Origin of the sequence: Pseudidiomarina marina (genome assembly GCF_044807045.1) — a bacterium.
GTDB lineage: Bacteria > Pseudomonadota > Gammaproteobacteria > Enterobacterales > Alteromonadaceae > Pseudidiomarina > Pseudidiomarina marina.
This window is the reverse complement of record NZ_CP085233.1, coordinates 234,103-253,697: the sequence shown is the minus strand read 5'-3', so window position 1 is coordinate 253,697 and position 19,595 is coordinate 234,103. Positions and strand designations below refer to the sequence as shown.

Here is a 19,595-nt window from a genome sequence, read left to right as displayed (position 1 = left end):
AGTTTATTGCTGATAACCCCAAGCTGGCGGGGGGATATCAACTGGCGTACTTAAATCCACATGAACTTCGAAAATGCGACCTGGACGCGATAGCTTATAGCTCATGGTTTTGTCATCGACAAAGCTAATGGTCCAAGTATTAGTCACCGAAACATCAAGGCCATTTTCAATAAACAATGCTTGGCTGGCTTCATCCACTGGGAATGCCTGCATTGTGGCGCTGCCCGCGGCTAACGTTTGTCCACCATACGGTGATACATCGTCGGCGCTACCGTCTTCGTGCAAGTGGTAATGTTGAAAATCGATATAGCCTGGATGCTGTGTTAATACCCAAGTGCGGGAGCGGTCATCGCCGACATGCAATGGCATACGAATGGTATTTTCTTCGCAGTCACGAATATGCACCACTAAGGGTTTGTCCCAAGCTGGGCTTGGCTGGTTGTCTTCAACAATGGTTGCAGCAAAAGCCTGACCGCAATAAGGGCGAAAGGTGTTAATAAAGGTTGTCTGTTCTGCCACATAACCAGTGTTCGAAGTTTGTTCTGCTGGCGCACAAGCGGCTAACATCAAAACGCCAGCGGCGATGGCAGCGCGCTGCGAAGCCGATAAATAATTGTGTAAGTGGTGCATCCAATTTCCTAGTTATGTCATATTCCAAATAGTGCTGATACTTTGCCACAGCTCGCTTTGCTATAAAACAGGGCATCGTGCGATAATAGCCGCCATTGAGCGCAATTTTTAACGAATTCAAAGAAACGGATCAGACAATCATGCATGTTTATCAGAATGTTTTAGAAATGATCGGCAAGACGCCGATGGTTAAGGTCTCAACGATTGATACCGGCCCGTGTGAGCTTTACTTAAAACTAGAGCTCATGAATCCAGGTGGTTCGATTAAAGACCGCATTGCTGTGAGCATGATTGAAGCGGCTGAAAAGTCGGGTGCGCTAAAACCCGGTATGACCATTATTGAAGCGACTGCAGGCAATACTGGTTTAGGGCTTGCGTTGGTTGCTGCCAGCAAGGGCTATCCGTTAAAGATTGTCATGCCAGATAAAATGTCGGCAGAGAAGGTGAATAACCTCAAAGCGATGGGTGCCGAAGTGGTTCGTACTCGCTCAGACGTGCAAAAAGGCCACCCAGAATACTATCAAGATATGGCGGCACGTATGGCCGAAGAGAACGGCTATTTTTACGTGAACCAGTTTGCGAACCCTGCGAACGTTGAAGCGCACTATAAAACGACTGGCCCTGAAATTTGGGAGCAAATGCAAGGTAACCTTGATGCGTTTGTGTGTGGCGTTGGCTCTGGCGGCACGCTGACTGGTATTGGTCGTTATCTGCGCGAGCAAAACGGCGCGGTTGACTTAGTCTTGGCTGACCCAGATGGCTCAATTCTTGAACCGATGATTAACCGTGGTGAAACGGTTGAAGCGGGTAGTTGGTTAGTTGAAGGCATTGGTGAAGACTTCGTGCCAGACATCTGCGATATCCAATTGGCGAACAAGGCGTACGCAATTAGCGATAAAGAAGCGTTTCATACCGCTCGTGAAGTACTAGTGAAAGAAGGCGTGATGGTTGGTTCGTCAAGCGGTACCCTAATTGCCGCAGCGCTGCGCTACTGCCGTGAGCAAACAGAACCAAAACGCGTGGTCACTTTGGCTTGCGATACCGGTAACCGCTACCTTTCAAAACTTTATAACGATGAGTGGATGGCCGCTCAGAATTTGCTGGAGAAGTAATATGGCTGATGCAAAGAACATGAAATTCGCAACGCGCGCCATTCACGGCGGACAATCACCTGAGCCGGCAACCGGCGCTGTTATGCCGCCTATTTTTACCAGCTCAACCTATATTCAAGAAAGCCCAGGCGTGCACAAAGGCTTTGAATACTCGCGTTCACACAACCCAACACGATTTGCTTGGGAACGCGCGGTGGCGAGCCTTGAAGGCGGGAAGCAAGGCTTAGCTTTCGCTTCTGGTATGGCGGCAACGTCAACAATTATGGAGCTGCTGGATAGCGGTGACCACGTCATTGCGATGGATGACCTGTACGGCGGTACCTTCCGTCTATTTGATAAAGTACGCGGTCGCTCGGCCGGCCTCGAATTTTCTTACGTTGATTTGGCTGACTTGAGTGCGGTTGAAGCGGCGATTACGCCAAAAACACGCATGATTTGGATTGAAACGCCAAGCAACCCAATGTTGAAGTTGGTTGATATTGCTGCTGTGGCGGCTATTGCAAAACAGCACAACATGATTGTGGTGGTGGATAACACCTTTGCGACGCCTTACAACCAACGTCCACTCGAAATGGGTGCTGATATTGTCATGCACTCGGCAACCAAATACCTGAACGGCCACTCGGATATGGTTGGCGGTATTGCGGTAGTCGGTGACAACGACGAGCTCGTGGAAAAAATGCTGTTTTTGCAAAACTCCGTTGGTGCGGTTGCTGGACCATTTGATAGCTATTTGGCATTGCGCGGCGTGAAAACTTTGGCGCTACGCATGAAGCATCATAACGAGGCAGCATTGAAGCTGGCGCAATGGCTTGAAGCACATCCACAAGTTGAGAAAGTCATTTACCCAGGCTTGCCAAGTCACCCGCAACATGAGTTGGCGAAAAAGCAGATGAGCGGCTTTGGCGGCATGATTTCGATTTTGCTGAAAGGTGACTTAGACAAGGCGCGCCGCTTCTTAGAAGCGGTTGAAATTTTCGCATTGGCAGAAAGCCTTGGGGGCGTTGAGAGCTTAATCGAACACCCAGCGATTATGACGCATGCGTCCATTCCGAAAGAAAATCGTGAAAAACTCGGCATTTTGGACAACTTTGTTCGAATTTCGGTGGGTATCGAGGATCTTGATGACCTCATTGCGGACTTAGACCGTGCTCTAAGCGCCTGATATTTCAGGCGCATTAACACTCTTTTACAATTTCATGAAGATACGGTAGGCTAATTCCCACAATAAAAACAGAATAGACAAGGAACAAAATATGCCTATTAGCCTGTTTCTTTTACAAGGGTTAGTGGCGGCATTGTTGTTTTATGTGTTGGTCGGGCAGTATCATCGCCAACCGTTGTGGAATATGCTTGCCGTATTACTTTGTGGACTCGTACCGCCGGTCAACTGGATGGTATTAATGGTTGCTGTTGGTGTACGTATGTGGCGCAAATCAACGCCGATGGTGCCAATTAAATAGCTGCATTATTAACTACAATGGAGTTTGCTGTCTCTATGTCTTCATCGTCTTTACGCCCGTTTCATTTGGCCGTGCCAGTACACGATATTGCAAAGGCTCGCGAGTTTTATGGTGAAATTTTAGGGTTGAGTGAAGGCCGTAGCAGCGAACAATGGGTTGACTGGAATTTCTTTGGTCACCAATTTGTCACGCACCTTGCGCCTGAACGCGCTGGCGTTGTACATCGCAACCCAGTGGACGGTCACGACGTGCCAGTCCCACATTTCGGTGTGGTGTTAACAATGGACGATTGGCATGTTTTGGCAGAGAAAGTGAAAGCGGCTGGCATCGCGTTTGTGATTGAGCCGCATATTCGTTTTCAAGGTCAACCGGGCGAACAGGCCACCATGTTTTTCTATGATTTCAGTGGCAATGCGCTGGAATTCAAAGCGTTTAACGACCTCGGTCAGTTGTTCGCGAAATAACGCACCTGCATTACTTAGTTGGCGGTGCAATATTGCCGCCGCTAATAATCACCCCAATACGCTTCCCTTTGAATAGCTTCGAATACCGTTGAATAGCGGCAATGACCGTTGCCGATGAAGGCTCTATCCATTGGTCGGTTAATTCAAACACCAGCTTTTGTGCAGCCAGCGCCTCGCTGTCCGAAACCAACAAAATATCATCCACATTCTTGCGAATGATCGGAAAGGTTTGATCGCCAACACTCGTTAGCAGACCATCGCAAACACTCAATGGTGGCATGGCAGGTTGCAGCACACCTGTACGAAACGACGCTTCACCATCAGCAGCAAGCTCAGGTTCCACACCAAATACCTGCGCTATGCCATGCGCTTTGGCCGCGACCGAAGTGCCGCTTAACAAACCACCACCACCAAGCGGCGCAATCACACAATCAAGCTCCGGTTGCTCTTGCAGTAATTCATAGGTTGCAGTGCCTTGTCCCTGCCAAATATGGGCATGATTATAAGGTGGAATGAATATTCTTCCGGTTGGGCGCTGCGCAGCGACAAAGGCTTCGCGAGCCGCCATTCCAGGATCAATGGTCACTAACTCGGCATCATACTTCGCCATATTCGCGCGTTTCACTGCCGATGCGTTCGCCGCAACACCAACCCGCACCTTGATGCCAAGTTGTTGCCCAGCCGCTGCCAAAGCCGCACCGTGGTTCCCGGATGACACCGTATAGACGCCTTGTGCGCGCTCAGCTTCCGTCAGCTTCAACAGCGCATGGCAGGCACCACGATATTTAAAGGCACCGGTATGCTGCAAGTGCTCGCATTTCAGCCAAACTTGCGCGCCTAACGCGTCATTAAGCTTTAAGCTAACCAGCACGGTGGTGCGTCGAACCATGGGGGCAATTAATTTTGCTGCCGCTTGAATGGAAGAAGAGTCGAGTTGCAAAGTCATAAAGCGTATACTACCTCAAAGCAAAATCGATATTAGCTATTGGATATTCGATATTCGTTAAAAACCTCGATGCTATCCACCTAATATCTAATATCGAATATCTAATATCGAACTTGGGGTTTTTATGGTTTTAAACACGTTTGAGCGCATCCGCGCCCTACCCTTAGCATACCAAACCGTCATGGCCTTATACCTGTGCCAACGCATGGTGCCAAATTACGAACTATTCCACCATGTTACTGGCTTTGGTGATCCAAAACCACTGCAAGGCGCACTCAATGCGTGTTGGGATTGGGCATGGCAAGGGAAAGCAGTGAAAGTCAACTTTTCACGCTGGCAAGAAAAAGTGGATGAGGTGACGCCAAGTGAACATGGTCACGATATGCTCGGCGTGTACCCAGCCATGGATGCGTGTACGGCCATTAGCACCTTACTGCAGGGGCTAATGGATCAAAATAGTGCTGATTTGGTGAGTGTGGCGAAGGTCTCGCAGGCCAGTGTTGCGAAATTTTTGGAGCTCACTGAAGGCGCCGAGATGGATGCGCAAGAGCGTCGAAAACTCTTACGCGAACATGAGCTGGTTCAATACGAAATTGAAGTGCAGCAAGCCATTCTCAATTACCTTGAAACCTTGGCGGCAACGGATATACAGCCAAGCCAAGAATTGGTTCGTCAGGTTCGCGACATGGTCGCTGACGAAGGCGTTTCAAATATCGGTGTAAGTATGGCCGACGAGTAGCTACGACTTGTCGTTCGTCTGTTCCGCTTCAGCTTGGGTGCGTGCCGGTTGTGCGCGCACTATGGCTAACCAACCAATCACGCCAAAAAATATAATTTGCCAATAGTCGCCGCGTCGCCATTGAATGTGTTCTTTGTAAACCGTTGCGAACATCAATAGCTGCAATAAGTGTAGGGCAATCAGCAAGACCATTAAGAAGAGAAAAAACGCGAAGCCTTTGCCCTCGAATGGCGCCACAATATTTGCCAGCATGACGCCCCAAATCACCGCGAAAATCAGTCGTCCCAGCCAAACTGCAATGCCCATGTATGAAATATCCTTGTTAATAAAATTAATTCACGTGATATAAGCGAAACGCAACCTGACCGGCAAATTTCTCACGATGCAGTTGCCACGTTGCCGGTACTTGCGGATGAATCGCGCGCTCAGTTTCTACATACACCCAGCTGCCACGACTCACCCAATTGTTCTGCGCAATAAGCGACAGACAATCGTCAGCCAGCCCCATGCCAAAAGGTGGGTCGACAAAAATCACATCAAAGCTTGCGTCGGGTTGTTGTTGTAAAAAATGCAGGGCGTCGCCACGTTGCACAAGTGCTTGTCCGGTAACCGCAGCAGATAACTTCACCGCATGTTGGGCTAATAAATTAGCCGCTTGCGCGTCTTTCTCAACTAAAATAACTTGTTTGGCACCGCGCGATAAGGCTTCAAAAGCCAGTGCGCCGCTACCGGCAAATAAATCAATGCAACGGCTATCGGTTAACTCAAACTGCAACCAATTAAATAGCGTCTCGCGAACTCTGTCGGTGGTTGGTCGTAAGCCCGGTACATCAGCGATAGCGAGCTTTCGGCCGCGCAATAACCCACCAATAATACGCAGTTCGCCTGCACCTTTGTGCGAACGTTGCTTGGCGTCATGATGGGGAGCGCTTTTCTGCTTGTACGAGCTTCGCGGCATGCTAAAGTAAGCCTTCTTTTATTTGACGTGTTAAACTGTGTGCCATTGTAAACCGAGCAGCAGTGAACTTCCAAAGGTAAAGCAGGCATGGCCAAAGGATCTTTTTTCTCGTTATTTCGCAAAAATAAACCGAACGAAGCCGAATCAGCGTCGGTAGAGAAAGAGCAAGAGCAGCAAGAACAGCAAGAGCAACAGTCGCAAGAGGCCGATCCGATAGCATCAGAGGCGCTTCCAAAAGAGCCGTCAGTAGCCGAGGTGGCTGCGCCTGATGCCGCTGAAATTTGTGCGCAAGTCACCGCTGAATCGAAAGCTGCTGAAGTTGCGAAGCAACCAGAAACACAGTCAAAGCCGAGCTTGTGGAAGCGTTTAACCGCAGGACTACGGAAAACGTCGTCCGCGATTGGCGACGGTTTGTGGGGTATTTTTAAAGACAAGAAAATTGATGATGAGCTGTTTGAGGAGCTCGAAACTCAATTGTTAACAGCCGACATTGGTGTACCGACAACGCTCAAAATTGTCGAGCGTTTGACCGAGCAAGCGAATCGTAAACAATTACAAGATTCGGCCGAGCTGTTTAAACTTTTACAGCAAGATATGACTGAAATTTTGTCACCGGTGGCGCAACCATTAACCATTCCAAACGACCATGAAGGCCCGTTTGTGATTCTCATGGTGGGTGTTAACGGCGTCGGTAAAACCACAACCATCGGTAAGTTAGCCCAGCAATTTAAGCGCGAAGGCAAGTCGGTGATGCTAGCGGCTGGGGATACCTTCCGTGCGGCGGCGGTCGAGCAGTTGCAAGTGTGGGGACAGCGCAATGACATTCCGGTGGTTGCTCAGCATACCGGTGCTGATAGCGCATCGGTAATTTATGATGCTGTTGAAGCAGCTAAAGCGCGCGGTGTTGATGTGTTGATTGCGGATACCGCTGGTCGATTGCAAAATAAAGCACATCTGATGGATGAACTGAAGAAAGTGGTACGGGTGATGCGTAAGCTGGACGAATACGCTCCGCACGAAGTGATGCTGACATTAGATGCCGGCACCGGGCAAAATGCGATTAGCCAAGCAAAACTATTTACTGAAGCAGTTGGCGTGAGTGGTATTACACTAACTAAACTGGACGGTACGGCGAAAGGCGGTGTAATTTTTGCTATTGCCGACCAATTTAATATTCCAATTCGCTACATTGGTGTGGGCGAGGGAATAGACGATTTGCGACCGTTTGATGCGCAAGAGTTTGTTGATGCCTTATTTCAACGCAAACTGAAAGAGACACAACCATCATGATCAAATTTGAGCAGGTGAGTAAAACCTATCCGGGCGGCTTCCAGGCATTGAACAATGTCAGCTTTCACCTGGAACCGGGCGAAATGGCTTTTCTAACCGGTCATTCTGGTGCTGGTAAAAGTACCTTACTCAAGCTCATTAGTATGATGGAGCGGCCAACAGCAGGCCGTGTGATGATCAACGGTCACGATCTCAAGCGTATTCATTCGCGCCAAATTCCATATGCGCGCCGCGACATCGGCATGATTTTTCAAGATCACCGCTTGCTGATGGACAAAACCGTATTTGATAACGTAGCGTTACCGCTATTAATTGAAGGTTACAGCATGCAAGAAGCGCGCAAGCGCGTGCATGCTGCGCTTGAAAAGGTGGGGTTGGGCGACAAAGTACGCCACTACCCAATGATGTTATCGGGCGGTGAACAGCAACGCGTCGGTATTGCCCGTGCAGTTGTGAATAAGCCACCGTTGCTGTTAGCAGATGAGCCAACCGGTAACCTTGATCCAAAATTATCGATGGAAATCATTCGATTATTCGAAGATTTTAACCGTGTTGGGGTGTCAGTTCTGATTGCGACGCACGATTTAGGACTCATTGCTCGCTTGCGTTATCGCACATTGACGTTGCGCGATGGCCGTATGATTAACGACGGTTTGCAGGAGAGCTAAGCCATGAGTTTACTGTTTCGTTCTCGCCAGCAAGGTGCACAACAAGTCAATATTTCGGGCTTTCGCCGTTTTGTCATGTTTTGGGTGCATAATCTGCAGCAAGCCGTTGCCAGTTTGGGCGAGTTAGCGCGATACCCTATGGCCAGCCTGATGACAATGGCGGTGTTGGGTTTGAGTCTGACGCTACCAGCAACCCTTTATGTGGTGGTGAAAAATACCGAAGCTATTGGTGCCGATTGGCAACATGCCTCGGAAATTACGTTGTTTCTGCGCAAAGATTTAAGCCAGCAAGAAGTGTCAACGTTCCATAAGCGCTTAAGCTTATCGAACGATATTGAAAGCGTGCGATGGATAGACAAAAACGAAGCGTTGCAGGAGTTTCGTGAAAACTCTGGGTTCGGTGAAGCGCTTGACGCGCTAACCAATAACCCGTTGCCGGATGTGTTGTTAGTGCTACCGGTCGCCAACAAGCGCGGCACTGTTCAGGCACAACAACTGGCTCAGCAACTGCGTAATGAACGTGAGGTTGAGCAAGTACGACTTGATTTAGATTGGCTGCAGCGCCTCGAGGCCTTATTGAACTTAGTGCGTGATGGTTTGTTAGCACTAGCAGCGTTACTTTGTATTGCGGTGGTGCTGATTGTAGGTAACACCATTCGCCTGAATATTAATAGCAAGCGCGATGAAATTATGGTGATGAAGCTGGTTGGTGCAACCGACGGTTATATCCAACGTCCATTTTTGTATACCGGTGTTTGGTACGGTTTTGTTGGTGGATTGATCGCGTGGCTTGCAACGGCCGTAATGATTTTATGGATTTCTGGCGCCGTTGCTGACATTAGTGAATTGTATGAAAGCCAGTTTGCCTTAGTTGGGCTAACGTTTAATGAAATGTTGGTGTTATGGCTACTGGCAATCGGCTTAGGATTACTTGGTTCCTATATTGCGGTAAGAAAACACGTTCGTACCATTGAACCGCAATAATCTATCCCCATATGGGTAAAATAGGTGATCAAAATTCATCCCAAAGCAGTCATTGTCAGCAGCGTCAATTTTGCTAGAATGAGGGAACTATTAGACCCTAAAGTGGTCTGAGCAGTGTCTGGATAATGTTGTGCAGACACCAGTGAGAGAGGATGTTGTTGCATGAGCTCTGAAATTACTAGTATGGCATTAGCTGTTCCACAGTCGAGTGGCAGCTTAGAGGCGTACATTTCGACAGTGAACCGCATTCCTATGTTATCGGCAGAGGAAGAGCGCGAGCTGGCGACACGCTTGCAGGAACAGGACGACTTAGAAGCTGCACGTCAGTTGATCATGTCGCACCTGCGCTTTGTCGTACATGTTGCCCGCAGCTACTCAGGCTATGGTCTACCTCAAGCCGACTTAATTCAAGAAGGTAATATTGGTCTCATGAAAGCGGTTCGTCGTTTCGACCCTGCGGTTGGCGTACGCTTAGTATCGTTTGCGGTACATTGGATCAAAGCTGAAATTCATGAGTATGTGCTGAAAAACTGGCGCATGGTCAAAATTGCAACCACCAAAGCGCAACGTAAATTGTTTTTCAACTTGCGCAAAATGAAGAAGCGCTTAGGTTGGTTTACTCAAGAAGAAGTGAACACGGTTGCTGAAACTTTAGGTGTAAGCACCAACGAAGTACTGGAAATGGAAGCGCGAATGAGTGCTCATGATCAGGCGTTCGAGTTGAGCTCTGACGATGATGATGCGAAAGAGGGGAGCACCTACTCGCCAGCACAATATCTTGAGGACAAACGCTCAGACTTAGCTGAAGAAGTGGAAAATGAGCAGTGGGAAAACCACACGCAACGCCGCTTATTGTCAGCCATCAATACACTCGATGAGCGCAGCCAAGATATCGTACGTGCACGTTGGTTAGACGAAGAAAATAAAACCACGCTACAAGAACTCGCTGATAAATATCAGGTTTCTGCTGAGCGGGTACGTCAGCTCGAAGCGAATGCCATGAAAAAACTACGCATGGCAATGTCTTAAAGAAAACACGCTAACACAAAAACGCCGGCTTCATCGCCGGCGTTTTTTTATGGGCTTGGTAATTAGTTCCACCACACCAGTGTAATAGGCACTTCGCCACCAGTATATTCAAACTCAACACTGACTAAACCACCACTGTCGGCTATTGCAACAAGGCCATCACAGTCGACGTTCTCAGCACATAAAAATTCATACTGATAAAACGCATATACGCCAGCAGTTTCTTCGTTCGCGGTAAATGGATTGCCTTCTAATGTTACTTCGTTGTACACGTAACTTGTGCCAATTTCGTCGGGCTCTGAACTGATGATTTCAACAAGTTCGATAGATGTGGCACTGCTATCGGCGACATTATCCGTATCGACATCTTTTTCAACAACCCGAAGCTCATACGATGTGCCAAATTCATGTTCGAAACCAACAATACTATCAGCAAACATTTCACGACCACTGTCAGATGTCGCGATTGCGGCCAAAGCTGGTGTGAATTGAATGCCTAATCCATAATAGACCGGCGCCGACTCAACCGAGACATTAAACTCAGTCCCTTCGTTAGAGTCACTCGAACCGCCACAACCCATTAAAGTTGCCGTCATTAGAATGGGAAAAATAGTTTTAATTTTCATTTGGGTAGATATCCTTTCTGTTTAAAATCCGTTTAAAATCCGTTTAAACTCGTAGAAATCGATTCACAGCCAGTAAACCGATCAATTGAGGTAACTTGTTGATAAAATTTTGCTTTCAGTTACAAAGACCATAATTCCAATTATTCAACTTCGAGTCAACAAGTACAATGTAAAGGCAATTATCTAGATAAAGCTAATTTTAATAATAGCGATAGACATTAATATTGCTCGATTTTGATGCAAGTATCGCGCGATGACGAGGGTGCAAGTTCAATCAATATGACAAGAATTCGGAATCTATTGGCAAGTAATTCTGGAGTAATCTACCGTCAATTCTCAATGCTATTGAGATTCGCGGGGGCACTGCTGCTCGCGCTAATTATAAGCGCCATCGCATTTTTGTATCTAAGCACTATCGATTTCACTGCTGAACACGGTGAAGCATATGGATTAAATATAGGAATGCCTCAGCAAGAAGTGTTCGATAGTTTGCCAAAGGTACTAAATCTCGTTGGTGTTGAAGATTTACGTGAGCCTCTAGTGTTGCAGATATACACAGCCAAGGGCGCTGTACCAAACACGGTTGAATTCGCTTTAAATGAACTAGATTATTCACTTCTAGCGGGCGCCACTCGCTGGACAATCTATATTGATTCAAATTATTTTTTTGACAGTTTCACTTTAGACTTTTGCGAACAAGAACTCTGTCGAATTAAAAGATACAGACAATTTTTAGAATTTCCGTAACTTTGAGTAGCTGTGATGACTTGGAATCAAGAACGTACAAAATTTTATACTGAAATTCCTACGAAGCTAATAATCTTCTCGTTCTTTTCTGTAGGTGTGTACAACATGTACTTTTTCTACAGGAATTTTTTGTTAAATCATGACGATTCACCTCGATTCATCCTAATCACGAAATCGATCTTGTATCCGATATTTTGTTTTCGATTGTTGAAAAAGGCGAGTGAGTATTCCGGTGAGAAGCTAAATCCTCTTATCAAAAGCGTACTTTTGTGGACAACTCTAATCATATTTGTCTACGCGGGTGGATTATTCGAAGGTCATTTGAAGTTTCTAGCCTTCGCTACTTTTATTCCGCTACTGGGTATTAATATGCAATTCAAACGAGCTAACTCTATCTAATCACGATTGATTAACTTATTTATGGCTTAATCGCTTTGTGTTCGGTGAGTTGAATCGTTTCCGTATCGGGGCGTTGAGCTAAGGATGAGGCGACTACAAGTTTGACGCCATAATGACGTTCAATATCGGGCAGAACTTCTTTTAGAAACTCAAGTGTGGAACGGTGCGGATGAGCAATAGCGATAGCTTCGCCGTGTTTGTGAGCATGACGAATCAGATCTTTCCAGCGCAACGCAATTTCGGCAGGTTCTGGATTGTTGTCTAGAAAAACGTGACGTCGTGCAACCGGAATACCGAACTCGCGGGCGACAGTCTCTGCCTGCGTAGCCGCAGTTGTGCGGCTGTCGAGAAAATAAAAGTTACGCAACGCAAGCTGTTCCATCACCCACTGCATCGGTTCAATCAACGCCGTTAAACGACTGCCCATATGATTATTCATACCAACGGCCTGCGGTAACTGAATAAACGCTTGCTCCATGAGCAGAATAGTTTCAGCTTTATCATCTTCGGACGACAGCATACCAGCACCGGCGTCGGCATTCGCCGATGCCTGCATAGGCATGTGAATAATCACTTCCTTACCGTTTTGTTGTGCGGTTTGCGCAATGCGCTCGGCATACGGTGTGTGTGGCAACATGGCAAGCGTTAGCGGGCCTGGAAGTTGGGCAAACTGCTGCTGGAATCGGCTATTACCAAGATCATCAATCACAATCGCAATACGTGGTAATACCTTCTCCTCCGCCACGGTAGCAGGAGCGATTAGGAGTACTGCTGCAATGATCACAATTTTAAATAACGTAGTCATTTAGCGACACCAATTGACAGGGTTTACCGCATCACCTTTTACACGAATTTCAAAATATACCGCAGGATCTTCACGACCACCACTCTGACCAACTAAGGCTATCGTTTCATTAGCTCTGACAACGTCACCTTCGGCCGGTAAAATCGTCTGGTTATGCCCGTATAGACTCATATAACCGTCGCCGTGGTCAAGCACAATCACTAAACCGTAGCCGCGTAACCAGTTGGCAAATAGTACGCGACCATCGGCAATTGCCTTGACCGGTTCGCCCGCATCCGCTTTAATCACCACACCTTTCCAGGTGACGCCACCACTGCGTTGACGGCCAAATAAACGTTCAACTTTACCATCGGTCGGCCAGCTCATTTTGCCTTTACGTTCCGTCAAACCAGCCAGGCGAGGCTCATCGCGCTGTGCCGCTCGAATTGCTGCAAGCACTTGTTCCAAAGCTTCTTGGTTGTCGCGTAATTCTTGAATACGTTTTTGGTCTGCCGATTGTTCACGTTGCAACCGCTTAACTAATTGTTGCTGGTCGGTCTGTTGGGCTTTCAAAACACCTTGTTGCTGACGTTGTTGCTGTTGGCGTTGCGCCAGTTGCTGTTGCTGATCGGCAACGTCGGCTTGTACCTGAGCCAGTTGCTCTTGGGTGATTCGAATATCATCGAGCTCTTGCAATCGTGCTCGATTAAAATAGCCATAATAGCCAAGCAATCGTTCGAATTTGGCTGGTTCTTGCTGTTTTAAAATGAGCTTTAAGTAATCGTGCTCACCCATGCGATAAGCCATATCGAGCTGCTTTTCGAGCAACTTGCGCTGTTTATTGAGCTGTGCGGTGAGTTCTTGTTCTTGTTGCTGAAGGTCGTTAATACGACCTCGAATGTCGGCTAGGCGTTGTTGTGTTGCGTTTAATTCGTTCGCGACGGTTGCCATTTGTTGTTCTAATTGGCGAAGTTCTCGCTCAGTAATACTTAGGCGCTCAGCGCGTTGCCCAATGGCGGCTTCGCGCTTTTTTAGTTCCTCAGCTATTTGCGCCAACTGGGCTTCAGTTGCCGCCTGCTCTTGTGCACTTGGCTGTTGTCCCCAGCTAGCTGGCGACAACAATAGAATCATGAGTGCAACAAGTGCGCGCTTCACGAAGTTAACGTCACAATTGGTGAGCCAGTCATTTCGGCCGGCTGCTCAAGACCGAGCAAGTGCAACATGGTGGGTGCAACATCAGACAAAGTACCACCTTCGCGTGCTGTGGCGTCGCGACCGAAGTAAATAAATGGCACGAGCTCGCTGGTGTGTGCCGTGTGAGACTGACCGGTAGTGTGATCTTGCATTTGTTCGGCGTTACCATGGTCTGCAGTAATCAGACATTCGCCGCCAACCTCTTGCAAAGCTTCGATAACACGAGCAATGGAGCGATCAACAGCCTCAACGGCTTTCACTGCCGCGTCAAAATTACCGGTGTGGCCAACCATATCGCCATTCGGGTAATTACAAATAATCACGTCAAATTGACGCTGACGAATCGCTTCAACAAGAGCGTCGGTTAATTGCTCTGAACTCATTTCTGGCTGTAAATCGTAGGTCGCGACATTTGGCGATGGAATAAGAACGCGTTTCTCACCATCAAATTCTTCTTCACGACCGCCACTGAAGAAGAACGTCACGTGGGCATACTTCTCGGTTTCAGAAATGCGGAGTTGACTATAGTCATTCTTGGCGAGCCATTCACCAAGCACGTTGGTGAGACTTTCTGGCGGATACGCAATCGGGCCTTTTAAGTCAGCCGCATATTCGGTGAGCATGACAAAGGCTGATAATTGCGGCACGTGACCACGATCAAATCCATCGAAGTCAGCGTCTAAAAATGCATGGCTCAGTTCACGCGCTCTGTCGGCACGGAAGTTCATAAAGAACACGCTATCGCCATCTTGTATTGGTGCGGCGTCACCAATCAATGTTGGCTTCACGAATTCATCGCTTTCATCACGTTCGTAGGCGTTTGCCAATGCGATACTGGCGCTATCGGCTAGGTATGGCGCTTGCCCCTGCACCAATGCTTTCCAGGCTTGCTCGACACGGTCCCAGCGCTTATCGCGGTCCATGGCAAAATAACGACCACAAAGCGTGGCAAAGCGACCCACACCAAGCTGCATAAATTGCTTTTCAAACCGTTCGATGGTTGCGGCTGCCGAGCGCGGTGGGGTGTCACGGCCGTCAAGAAAGCCATGTACATAGATATGTTTTGCGCCACGTTGAGCAGCAAGTTCGACCATGGCTAATAAATGATCTTCATGGCTGTGTACACCACCTGGCGACAACAAGCCCATGATATGCACTGCTTTACCTGCAGATACAGCCGCATCGACGCCTTCAGTTAACGCCGAATTTGTGAAGAAATTGCCATCGGCAATCGCTTTACTAATGCGGGTGAAATCTTGATAAACCACTCGGCCAGCACCTAAATTGACGTGACCGACCTCTGAGTTGCCCATTTGACCGTCAGGTAATCCAACCGCCATGCCTGAACCATCAATCAACGTATGTGGTCGAGTGGCCCAAAGTTTATCCATGGTGGGCGTATGGGCTGCGGCAATGGCGTTATCTTCAGCGGCTTCACGATGACCCCAACCATCTAAAATCAATAGGGCTAACGGTGTATGTGGCTTGGCCATGACATCCTCAGTGGTTTTTTAGTAAATTCAAAAAATTGAACTTATTTTATGCGATTTTGTAGCGTAACGCATCCTTTCTAACCTGCGTTTCGTGGCAAATTTTACTGGCAACGTGCGTTGCAGTCGGTATACTCTGTGCCTTGTTTTTTTCAATTGGAGTAGGCAACCCCATGGATCAACTTCTCGCTTTCGCGATGGACCACTACTTTATGAGCCTGTTGTGGGTCATCCTTCTGATCGCGATAATTGTCAGTTATGTGAAAGGCGCAACCTCAAAAGTTAAATTGTTAGAGCCACAGCAAGCCACTTTGTTGGTCAACCGAAACGACGGTGTGTTTGTTGATATTCGTTCAGTGGACGAGTACCGTAAAGGCCACATTCAAGACGCACTTCATGTCACTGCCGACAAGATTCGAAAAAATGAGGTGCAGCCTCTTGAGAAATTCAAATCTGCCCCCATCGTGGTTGTATGTGCAACAGGAATGACTGCTCGTTCAGCAGCAGCTTCGCTTAGCAAAGCTGGGTTTGAGAATGTTGCCGTACTTCAAGGTGGAATCTCAGCCTGGCAGGGCGCCAGTTTCCCACTGGTTAAAAAATAATAAGTGTAACTTTCAGTAATAGGACGTATTAAAATGGCTGACGAACAGCAAGTAAACGGCGCCGCTCAAGACGAAGCGCAACAGCAACAAGCTTTCCAAATTCAACGCATTTATACCAAAGACGTTTCTTTTGAAGCGCCGAATGCACCAGAAGTTTTCCGTCAAGAATGGAAACCTGAACTGAGCTTAGATTTGAACGTGAAAAACACCAAAATTGACGACGGTGTTTATGAAGTTGTTCTTAAAGTAACGGCAACCAACAAAATTGGTGAGACGGTTGCATTTATTGGCGAAGTTCATCAAGCAGGTATCTTCTCAGTTTCTGATGCAATTGAAGAAGGTCAACGTGCTCATTTGTTAGGCGCTTTCTGCCCGAACATTTTGTTCCCATATGCACGTGAGTGTTTATCAAGCTTAGTTAGCCGTGCAACGTTCCCACAATTGAACTTAGCGCCAGTTAACTTTGATGCGGTATTCGCACAACACGTTCAACAACAGCAACAGCAGCAACAAGCTGCCCAAGCTGACGCGTAATATCAGCGCAATCTATGCGTAATTCGCAAGTAACAGTGCTAGGCGCCGGTTCCTATGGAACTGCCCTAGCACTTTGTTTTGCTCGTAAGGGCACACATACCTGTTTGTGGGGCCGTGACGTCGAACAAATCGAAGTCATGGCGAAAACCCGCGAGAACACGCGTTACCTTCCTGGTATTCAACTTCCTGACACGCTGCATGTGACTGCCGATTTAGCGGAAGCTGTTGCTGACTGCAAGAATATTGTGGTGGTGGTGCCGAGCAGTGCATTTGCACAGGTATTAAAAGATATGCAACCTAGCTTGTTGCCAGATGCGCGCGTGGCATGGGCAACCAAAGGTTTAGAGCCAGAAACGGGTCGCTTACTATTTGAGGTGGCGCAGGAAATTCTTGGTGATTCACACGCGCTAGCGGTGTTGTCTGGGCCGACCTTTGCGATGGAAATGGCCAAAGGGTTACCTACGGCAATTTCGATGTCATCTACCGACCCGCAGTTTGTTGAAGAGCTCTCTGAACTACTGCATTGCGACCGCAGCTTCCGTGTTTATACCAATGACGATTTTATTGGCGTACAGCTTGGCGGCGCTGTTAAAAACGTGATTGCGATTGGCGCAGGTATGGCCGATGGTATCGGGTTTGGGGCAAACGCACGTACGGCATTAATTACGCGTGGTTTAGCAGAGCTAACGCGGCTTGGCTTAAAACTCGGCGCGAAGCCAGAAACCTTTACCGGCATGGCCGGCTTAGGGGATTTGATTCTCACTTGTACCGATAACCAATCGCGAAACCGTCGCTTTGGTCTTGCTTTAGGGCAGGGGAAGTCGGTTGAGCAAGCGATGAAAGAAATTGGCCAAGCAGTCGAGGGTTATCGCAATACACGCGAAGTAGTTGCATTAGCGAAGCGGCATGGCGTGGAAATGCCAATTTGTGAGCAACTTTACGATGTCCTATATGGTGACACCACGCCTCAGCAAGCTGCAATTAACTTGCTGAGCCGGGCACGCACTTCTGAATAACCGTCTAGTTAGCTGAGTAACTGTTGAGCGATGGTTTGCCATTGCTCATCAAAGTGCTCAGTTGGTGAACGTTTGAACTCTGAGCGAACGAACTGGGTGATTTTACCATCGGCATAGGCCATCACTAAGTTCGCTAACATCCCTTCATCTAAACCGCCTCTCACTTGCTCGCGTAAACGGCGTTCGCGCAATACTTGCTTCAGGTTGGCTTCTACTTTCTCGAAAATGCCAAGTACGCGGCCGCGCAAGCGCTCGTGTTCACCAAGCAATGCATCACCAGTAAGAATTCGAGTGATACCAGGGTTACGAGCAACGAAGGTCAACACCAAGCGAACAATCATTTCACAGCGGGTGACAGTATCTTTTTCGTTCTCAAGAATTTGATTAATGCGCGACAAAATGGCGTCTTCGGTGAAATCAATTAACCCTTCAAACATCTTCGCTTTTGACGGAAAGTGACGATACAGCGCGGCTTCCGATACGCCCACCTCGCTGGCTAAACGAGCCGTGGTAATGCGTTGTCCAGGGCCGGTTTCTAGCATGGTTGCTAAGGCTGCTAATATTTCTTGTTTTCGATCTTGTTTCGCGGCCACGCAAAACTCCTTCTGTTTGTCGTTGATCGTTATTAGTTAGTCGTTATTGGTTGTTCGATAGAAGCTTTGCTGCTTGTTGCAGAATTTGTTGGGCGATGGTTGATTTGCTGGCGCGTGCAAGCGCTTGCTGCTGCACGTTATTGTTCATATCACGCCAGAATAGAATCATCGCGTTGTCGTCACTATTGAAGCCGATACTACTGTCGCTTACGTCGTTGGCGGCAATCATGTTGAGCTTTTTGCGCGCTAACTTATCTTGGGCATAGTGTGCAACATTGTTTGTTTCTGCGGCAAAACCGATGGTAAATGGTGCTTTGGTGCGCGCTGCTACATCCGCAAGAATATCCGGATTACGTACCAGCGTTATTTGCATACCATCATTTGATTTTTTGATTTTGCTATCGGCTACTTGCTCGGGTCGATAGTCGGCAACGGCCGCACAGCCAATAAATACATCCGCATTGTCGACTGCCTGCATCGCTGCGGTATGCATTTGCTCGGCACTCACCACATCTACTCGCGTCACGCCGGTCGGCGTTGCTAAGTTCACGGGGCCAGCAATCAGGGTTACTTGCGCACCCATGGCTTGTGCTGCTGCCGCGAGTGCAAATCCCATTTTCCCAGAGCTGTGATTACTTAAGTAGCGCACTGGGTCGATGGCTTCGCGCGTCGGGCCAGCGGTAACCACAATATGCTTGCCGGCTAGTTCACGGTTTTGCGGAAGCAACAAACTGCAGATAACCTCACGTAATTCGAGAGGTTCTGGCATACGACCAGCACCGACGTCGCCACATGCCTGCGCGCCACTTGCCGGAGTAACGACGTTCACACCACGTTGGCGTAGCAAGTCGCAATTAGCTTGCACTGCAGCATGCGCCCACATTTGTTGATTCATGGCCGGTGCGACGGCAACAGGCGCAGCAGTCGCTAAACATAACGTGCTAAGTAGATCGCTAGCGTGCCCATGAGCAAGTTGCGCTAATGTATTCGCTGATGCTGGGGCAATGAATACCAGCTCGGCCCATTTCGCCAATTCAATGTGGCCCATGGCGGCTTCAGCCGCAGGATCAAGCAAATCGTGATGCACTGGGTTGCCAGATACCGCTTGTAGCGTCAGCGGTGTAATAAACGCCTGACCACCTTGGGTCAGTACACAGCGCACATCGGCGCCGTAATCTTTTAATCGGCGTACTAAATCTGGAGTTTTATACGCAGCAATGCCACCGCTTATACCTAGCAGAATGCGGCGACCAAGTAACGGCTGATTGGGGCTTGTACTCATAGTAAGTCCTTACCTTTAAACTCTTTTTACACTACCACGAATACG

General features: G+C 48.1%; 23 protein-coding genes. 13 read left to right on the top strand and 10 right to left on the bottom strand.

Annotated elements, in window-relative coordinates; translation table 11 throughout:
• Positions 1 to 3: 3 nt before the first annotated feature.
• The gene (locus LG272_RS01200) at positions 4 to 630 is read right to left on the bottom strand and encodes a hypothetical protein (RefSeq protein WP_404409086.1); all 627 of its coding nucleotides are present in this window, start codon (positions 628 to 630) and stop codon (positions 4 to 6) included.
• A gap of 140 nt (positions 631 to 770) precedes the next feature.
• Between LG272_RS01200 and LG272_RS01195 the strand changes: the two genes are divergently transcribed.
• The 4 genes from LG272_RS01195 to LG272_RS01180 all read left to right on the top strand — a co-directional run bounded on the left by LG272_RS01195 (position 771) and on the right by LG272_RS01180 (position 3,669).
• Positions 771 to 1,742: a PLP-dependent cysteine synthase family protein gene (locus LG272_RS01195; RefSeq protein WP_404409084.1), complete on the top strand. Its 972-nt coding sequence runs from the start codon at positions 771 to 773 to the stop codon at positions 1,740 to 1,742.
• A 1-nt stretch (position 1,743) separates the two neighbouring features.
• On the top strand, positions 1,744 to 2,907 hold the full coding sequence (locus tag LG272_RS01190) for a cystathionine gamma-synthase (RefSeq protein WP_130202415.1): 1,164 nt from the start codon (positions 1,744 to 1,746) through the stop codon (positions 2,905 to 2,907).
• A 91-nt stretch (positions 2,908 to 2,998) separates the two neighbouring features.
• On the top strand, positions 2,999 to 3,205 hold the full coding sequence (locus tag LG272_RS01185) for a hypothetical protein (protein ID WP_404409082.1): 207 nt from the start codon (positions 2,999 to 3,001) through the stop codon (positions 3,203 to 3,205).
• 35 nt (positions 3,206 to 3,240) lie between these two features.
• Positions 3,241 to 3,669, top strand: coding sequence for a VOC family protein (locus LG272_RS01180; protein ID WP_404409080.1), 429 nt, complete (start codon positions 3,241 to 3,243; stop codon positions 3,667 to 3,669).
• Positions 3,670 to 3,679: 10 nt separating this feature from the next.
• Here LG272_RS01180 and LG272_RS01175 read toward each other — a convergent pair whose 3' ends face one another.
• Positions 3,680 to 4,615, bottom strand: a complete 936-nt coding sequence (locus tag LG272_RS01175; protein ID WP_404409078.1) for a pyridoxal-phosphate dependent enzyme — start codon at positions 4,613 to 4,615, stop codon at positions 3,680 to 3,682.
• Between the two features lie 124 nt (positions 4,616 to 4,739).
• On the opposite strand from LG272_RS01175, the gene LG272_RS01170 reads away from it, so the two are divergent.
• Entirely contained in the window at positions 4,740 to 5,354 is a 615-nt protein-coding gene (locus LG272_RS01170) for a YjaG family protein (RefSeq protein ID WP_404409076.1), read from the top strand.
• On the opposite strand, the gene LG272_RS01165 is transcribed toward LG272_RS01170, so the two are convergent.
• Positions 5,355 to 5,660, bottom strand: coding sequence for a DUF1145 domain-containing protein (locus tag LG272_RS01165; protein ID WP_404409074.1), 306 nt, complete (start codon positions 5,658 to 5,660; stop codon positions 5,355 to 5,357).
• Positions 5,661 to 5,685: 25 nt separating this feature from the next.
• Positions 5,686 to 6,312, bottom strand: coding sequence for a 16S rRNA (guanine(966)-N(2))-methyltransferase RsmD (gene rsmD / locus LG272_RS01160; protein WP_404409072.1), 627 nt, complete (start codon positions 6,310 to 6,312; stop codon positions 5,686 to 5,688).
• 87 nt (positions 6,313 to 6,399) lie between these two features.
• On the opposite strand from rsmD, the gene ftsY reads away from it, so the two are divergent.
• From ftsY to rpoH, 4 genes are all read left to right on the top strand, one after another.
• A complete protein-coding gene (gene ftsY, locus LG272_RS01155) occupies positions 6,400 to 7,602 on the top strand; it encodes a signal recognition particle-docking protein FtsY (RefSeq protein ID WP_404409070.1) in 1,203 nt (400 codons plus the stop codon).
• Positions 7,599 to 8,270 (top strand): cell division ATP-binding protein FtsE, encoded by a 672-nt coding sequence (ftsE, locus tag LG272_RS01150; protein WP_126759683.1) that lies wholly within the window; start codon positions 7,599 to 7,601, stop codon positions 8,268 to 8,270. Before ftsY ends, ftsE begins: the two co-directional genes overlap by 4 nt.
• A 3-nt stretch (positions 8,271 to 8,273) precedes the next feature.
• Entirely contained in the window at positions 8,274 to 9,254 is a 981-nt protein-coding gene (gene ftsX / locus LG272_RS01145) for a permease-like cell division protein FtsX (RefSeq protein ID WP_404409067.1), read from the top strand.
• A gap of 162 nt (positions 9,255 to 9,416) precedes the next feature.
• Positions 9,417 to 10,283 carry an RNA polymerase sigma factor RpoH gene (gene rpoH / locus LG272_RS01140; RefSeq protein WP_404409065.1) on the top strand — a complete coding sequence of 289 codons (867 nt, stop codon included), beginning with the start codon at positions 9,417 to 9,419 and terminating at the stop codon, positions 10,281 to 10,283.
• A gap of 62 nt (positions 10,284 to 10,345) precedes the next feature.
• On the opposite strand, the gene LG272_RS01135 is transcribed toward rpoH, so the two are convergent.
• On the bottom strand, positions 10,346 to 10,909 hold the full coding sequence (locus LG272_RS01135; RefSeq protein WP_126759680.1) for a DUF4377 domain-containing protein: 564 nt from the start codon (positions 10,907 to 10,909) through the stop codon (positions 10,346 to 10,348).
• A gap of 237 nt (positions 10,910 to 11,146) precedes the next feature.
• Here LG272_RS01135 and LG272_RS01130 point away from each other — a divergent pair, with 237 nt between their 5' ends.
• Positions 11,147 to 11,656 (top strand): hypothetical protein, encoded by a 510-nt coding sequence (locus tag LG272_RS01130; RefSeq protein ID WP_404409063.1) that lies wholly within the window; start codon positions 11,147 to 11,149, stop codon positions 11,654 to 11,656.
• Positions 11,657 to 12,074: 418 nt separating this feature from the next.
• Here the strand turns inward: LG272_RS01130 and LG272_RS01125 are convergent, their stop codons facing one another.
• The 3 genes from LG272_RS01125 to gpmI are packed head-to-tail and all read right to left on the bottom strand — an operon-like array spanning position 12,075 to position 15,526.
• The gene (locus LG272_RS01125) at positions 12,075 to 12,860 is read right to left on the bottom strand and encodes a divergent polysaccharide deacetylase family protein (RefSeq protein ID WP_404409061.1); all 786 of its coding nucleotides are present in this window, start codon (positions 12,858 to 12,860) and stop codon (positions 12,075 to 12,077) included.
• A complete protein-coding gene (locus LG272_RS01120) occupies positions 12,861 to 13,994 on the bottom strand; it encodes a murein hydrolase activator EnvC (RefSeq protein ID WP_126759678.1) in 1,134 nt (377 codons plus the stop codon). It lies immediately after the preceding gene.
• Positions 13,991 to 15,526 carry a 2,3-bisphosphoglycerate-independent phosphoglycerate mutase gene (gene gpmI, locus LG272_RS01115; protein ID WP_404409059.1) on the bottom strand — a complete coding sequence of 512 codons (1,536 nt, stop codon included), beginning with the start codon at positions 15,524 to 15,526 and terminating at the stop codon, positions 13,991 to 13,993. Before gpmI ends, LG272_RS01120 begins: the two co-directional genes overlap by 4 nt.
• Positions 15,527 to 15,696: 170 nt before the next feature.
• Here gpmI and LG272_RS01110 point away from each other — a divergent pair, with 170 nt between their 5' ends.
• The 3 genes from LG272_RS01110 to gpsA are packed head-to-tail and all read left to right on the top strand — an operon-like array spanning position 15,697 to position 17,675.
• Positions 15,697 to 16,125 carry a rhodanese-like domain-containing protein gene (locus tag LG272_RS01110; RefSeq protein ID WP_126759676.1) on the top strand — a complete coding sequence of 143 codons (429 nt, stop codon included), beginning with the start codon at positions 15,697 to 15,699 and terminating at the stop codon, positions 16,123 to 16,125.
• Between the two features lie 33 nt (positions 16,126 to 16,158).
• Positions 16,159 to 16,659 (top strand): protein-export chaperone SecB, encoded by a 501-nt coding sequence (secB, locus tag LG272_RS01105; RefSeq protein ID WP_126759675.1) that lies wholly within the window; start codon positions 16,159 to 16,161, stop codon positions 16,657 to 16,659.
• Between the two features lie 14 nt (positions 16,660 to 16,673).
• Complete coding sequence (gpsA, locus tag LG272_RS01100; RefSeq protein ID WP_404409057.1) at positions 16,674 to 17,675, top strand: NAD(P)H-dependent glycerol-3-phosphate dehydrogenase; 1,002 nt, start codon at positions 16,674 to 16,676, stop codon at positions 17,673 to 17,675.
• Between the two features lie 8 nt (positions 17,676 to 17,683).
• On the opposite strand, the gene slmA is transcribed toward gpsA, so the two are convergent.
• The gene (gene slmA / locus LG272_RS01095) at positions 17,684 to 18,268 is read right to left on the bottom strand and encodes a nucleoid occlusion factor SlmA (protein WP_126759673.1); all 585 of its coding nucleotides are present in this window, start codon (positions 18,266 to 18,268) and stop codon (positions 17,684 to 17,686) included.
• A gap of 43 nt (positions 18,269 to 18,311) precedes the next feature.
• On the bottom strand, positions 18,312 to 19,550 hold the full coding sequence (gene coaBC / locus LG272_RS01090) for a bifunctional phosphopantothenoylcysteine decarboxylase/phosphopantothenate--cysteine ligase CoaBC (RefSeq protein ID WP_404409054.1): 1,239 nt from the start codon (positions 19,548 to 19,550) through the stop codon (positions 18,312 to 18,314).
• Positions 19,551 to 19,595 lie beyond the last annotated feature (45 nt).

Excerpts from the sequence above, each read along its gene's own strand:
- LG272_RS01190 (WP_130202415.1), top strand. The coding sequence starts at position 1,744 with ATGGCTGATGCAAAGAACATGAAATTCGCAACGCGCGCCATTCACGGC.
- rpoH (WP_404409065.1), top strand. The coding sequence starts at position 9,417 with ATGAGCTCTGAAATTACTAGTATGGCATTAGCTGTTCCACAGTCGAGT.
- LG272_RS01195 (WP_404409084.1), top strand. The coding sequence starts at position 771 with ATGCATGTTTATCAGAATGTTTTAGAAATGATCGGCAAGACGCCGATG.
- gpmI (WP_404409059.1), bottom strand. The coding sequence starts at position 15,526 with ATGGCCAAGCCACATACACCGTTAGCCCTATTGATTTTAGATGGTTGG.
- ftsE (WP_126759683.1), top strand. The coding sequence starts at position 7,599 with ATGATCAAATTTGAGCAGGTGAGTAAAACCTATCCGGGCGGCTTCCAG.
- gpsA (WP_404409057.1), top strand. The coding sequence starts at position 16,674 with ATGCGTAATTCGCAAGTAACAGTGCTAGGCGCCGGTTCCTATGGAACT.
- LG272_RS01135 (WP_126759680.1), bottom strand. The coding sequence starts at position 10,909 with ATGAAAATTAAAACTATTTTTCCCATTCTAATGACGGCAACTTTAATG.
- LG272_RS01170 (WP_404409076.1), top strand. The coding sequence starts at position 4,740 with ATGGTTTTAAACACGTTTGAGCGCATCCGCGCCCTACCCTTAGCATAC.
- secB (WP_126759675.1), top strand. The coding sequence starts at position 16,159 with ATGGCTGACGAACAGCAAGTAAACGGCGCCGCTCAAGACGAAGCGCAA.
- LG272_RS01110 (WP_126759676.1), top strand. The coding sequence starts at position 15,697 with ATGGATCAACTTCTCGCTTTCGCGATGGACCACTACTTTATGAGCCTG.
- LG272_RS01200 (WP_404409086.1), bottom strand. The coding sequence starts at position 630 with ATGCACCACTTACACAATTATTTATCGGCTTCGCAGCGCGCTGCCATC.
- LG272_RS01180 (WP_404409080.1), top strand. The coding sequence starts at position 3,241 with ATGTCTTCATCGTCTTTACGCCCGTTTCATTTGGCCGTGCCAGTACAC.
- LG272_RS01130 (WP_404409063.1), top strand. The coding sequence starts at position 11,147 with ATGCAAGTATCGCGCGATGACGAGGGTGCAAGTTCAATCAATATGACA.
- ftsY (WP_404409070.1), top strand. The coding sequence starts at position 6,400 with ATGGCCAAAGGATCTTTTTTCTCGTTATTTCGCAAAAATAAACCGAAC.
- LG272_RS01165 (WP_404409074.1), bottom strand. The coding sequence starts at position 5,660 with ATGGGCATTGCAGTTTGGCTGGGACGACTGATTTTCGCGGTGATTTGG.
- ftsX (WP_404409067.1), top strand. The coding sequence starts at position 8,274 with ATGAGTTTACTGTTTCGTTCTCGCCAGCAAGGTGCACAACAAGTCAAT.
- coaBC (WP_404409054.1), bottom strand. The coding sequence starts at position 19,550 with ATGAGTACAAGCCCCAATCAGCCGTTACTTGGTCGCCGCATTCTGCTA.
- LG272_RS01185 (WP_404409082.1), top strand. The coding sequence starts at position 2,999 with ATGCCTATTAGCCTGTTTCTTTTACAAGGGTTAGTGGCGGCATTGTTG.
- rsmD (WP_404409072.1), bottom strand. The coding sequence starts at position 6,312 with ATGCCGCGAAGCTCGTACAAGCAGAAAAGCGCTCCCCATCATGACGCC.
- LG272_RS01125 (WP_404409061.1), bottom strand. The coding sequence starts at position 12,860 with ATGACTACGTTATTTAAAATTGTGATCATTGCAGCAGTACTCCTAATC.
- LG272_RS01175 (WP_404409078.1), bottom strand. The coding sequence starts at position 4,615 with ATGACTTTGCAACTCGACTCTTCTTCCATTCAAGCGGCAGCAAAATTA.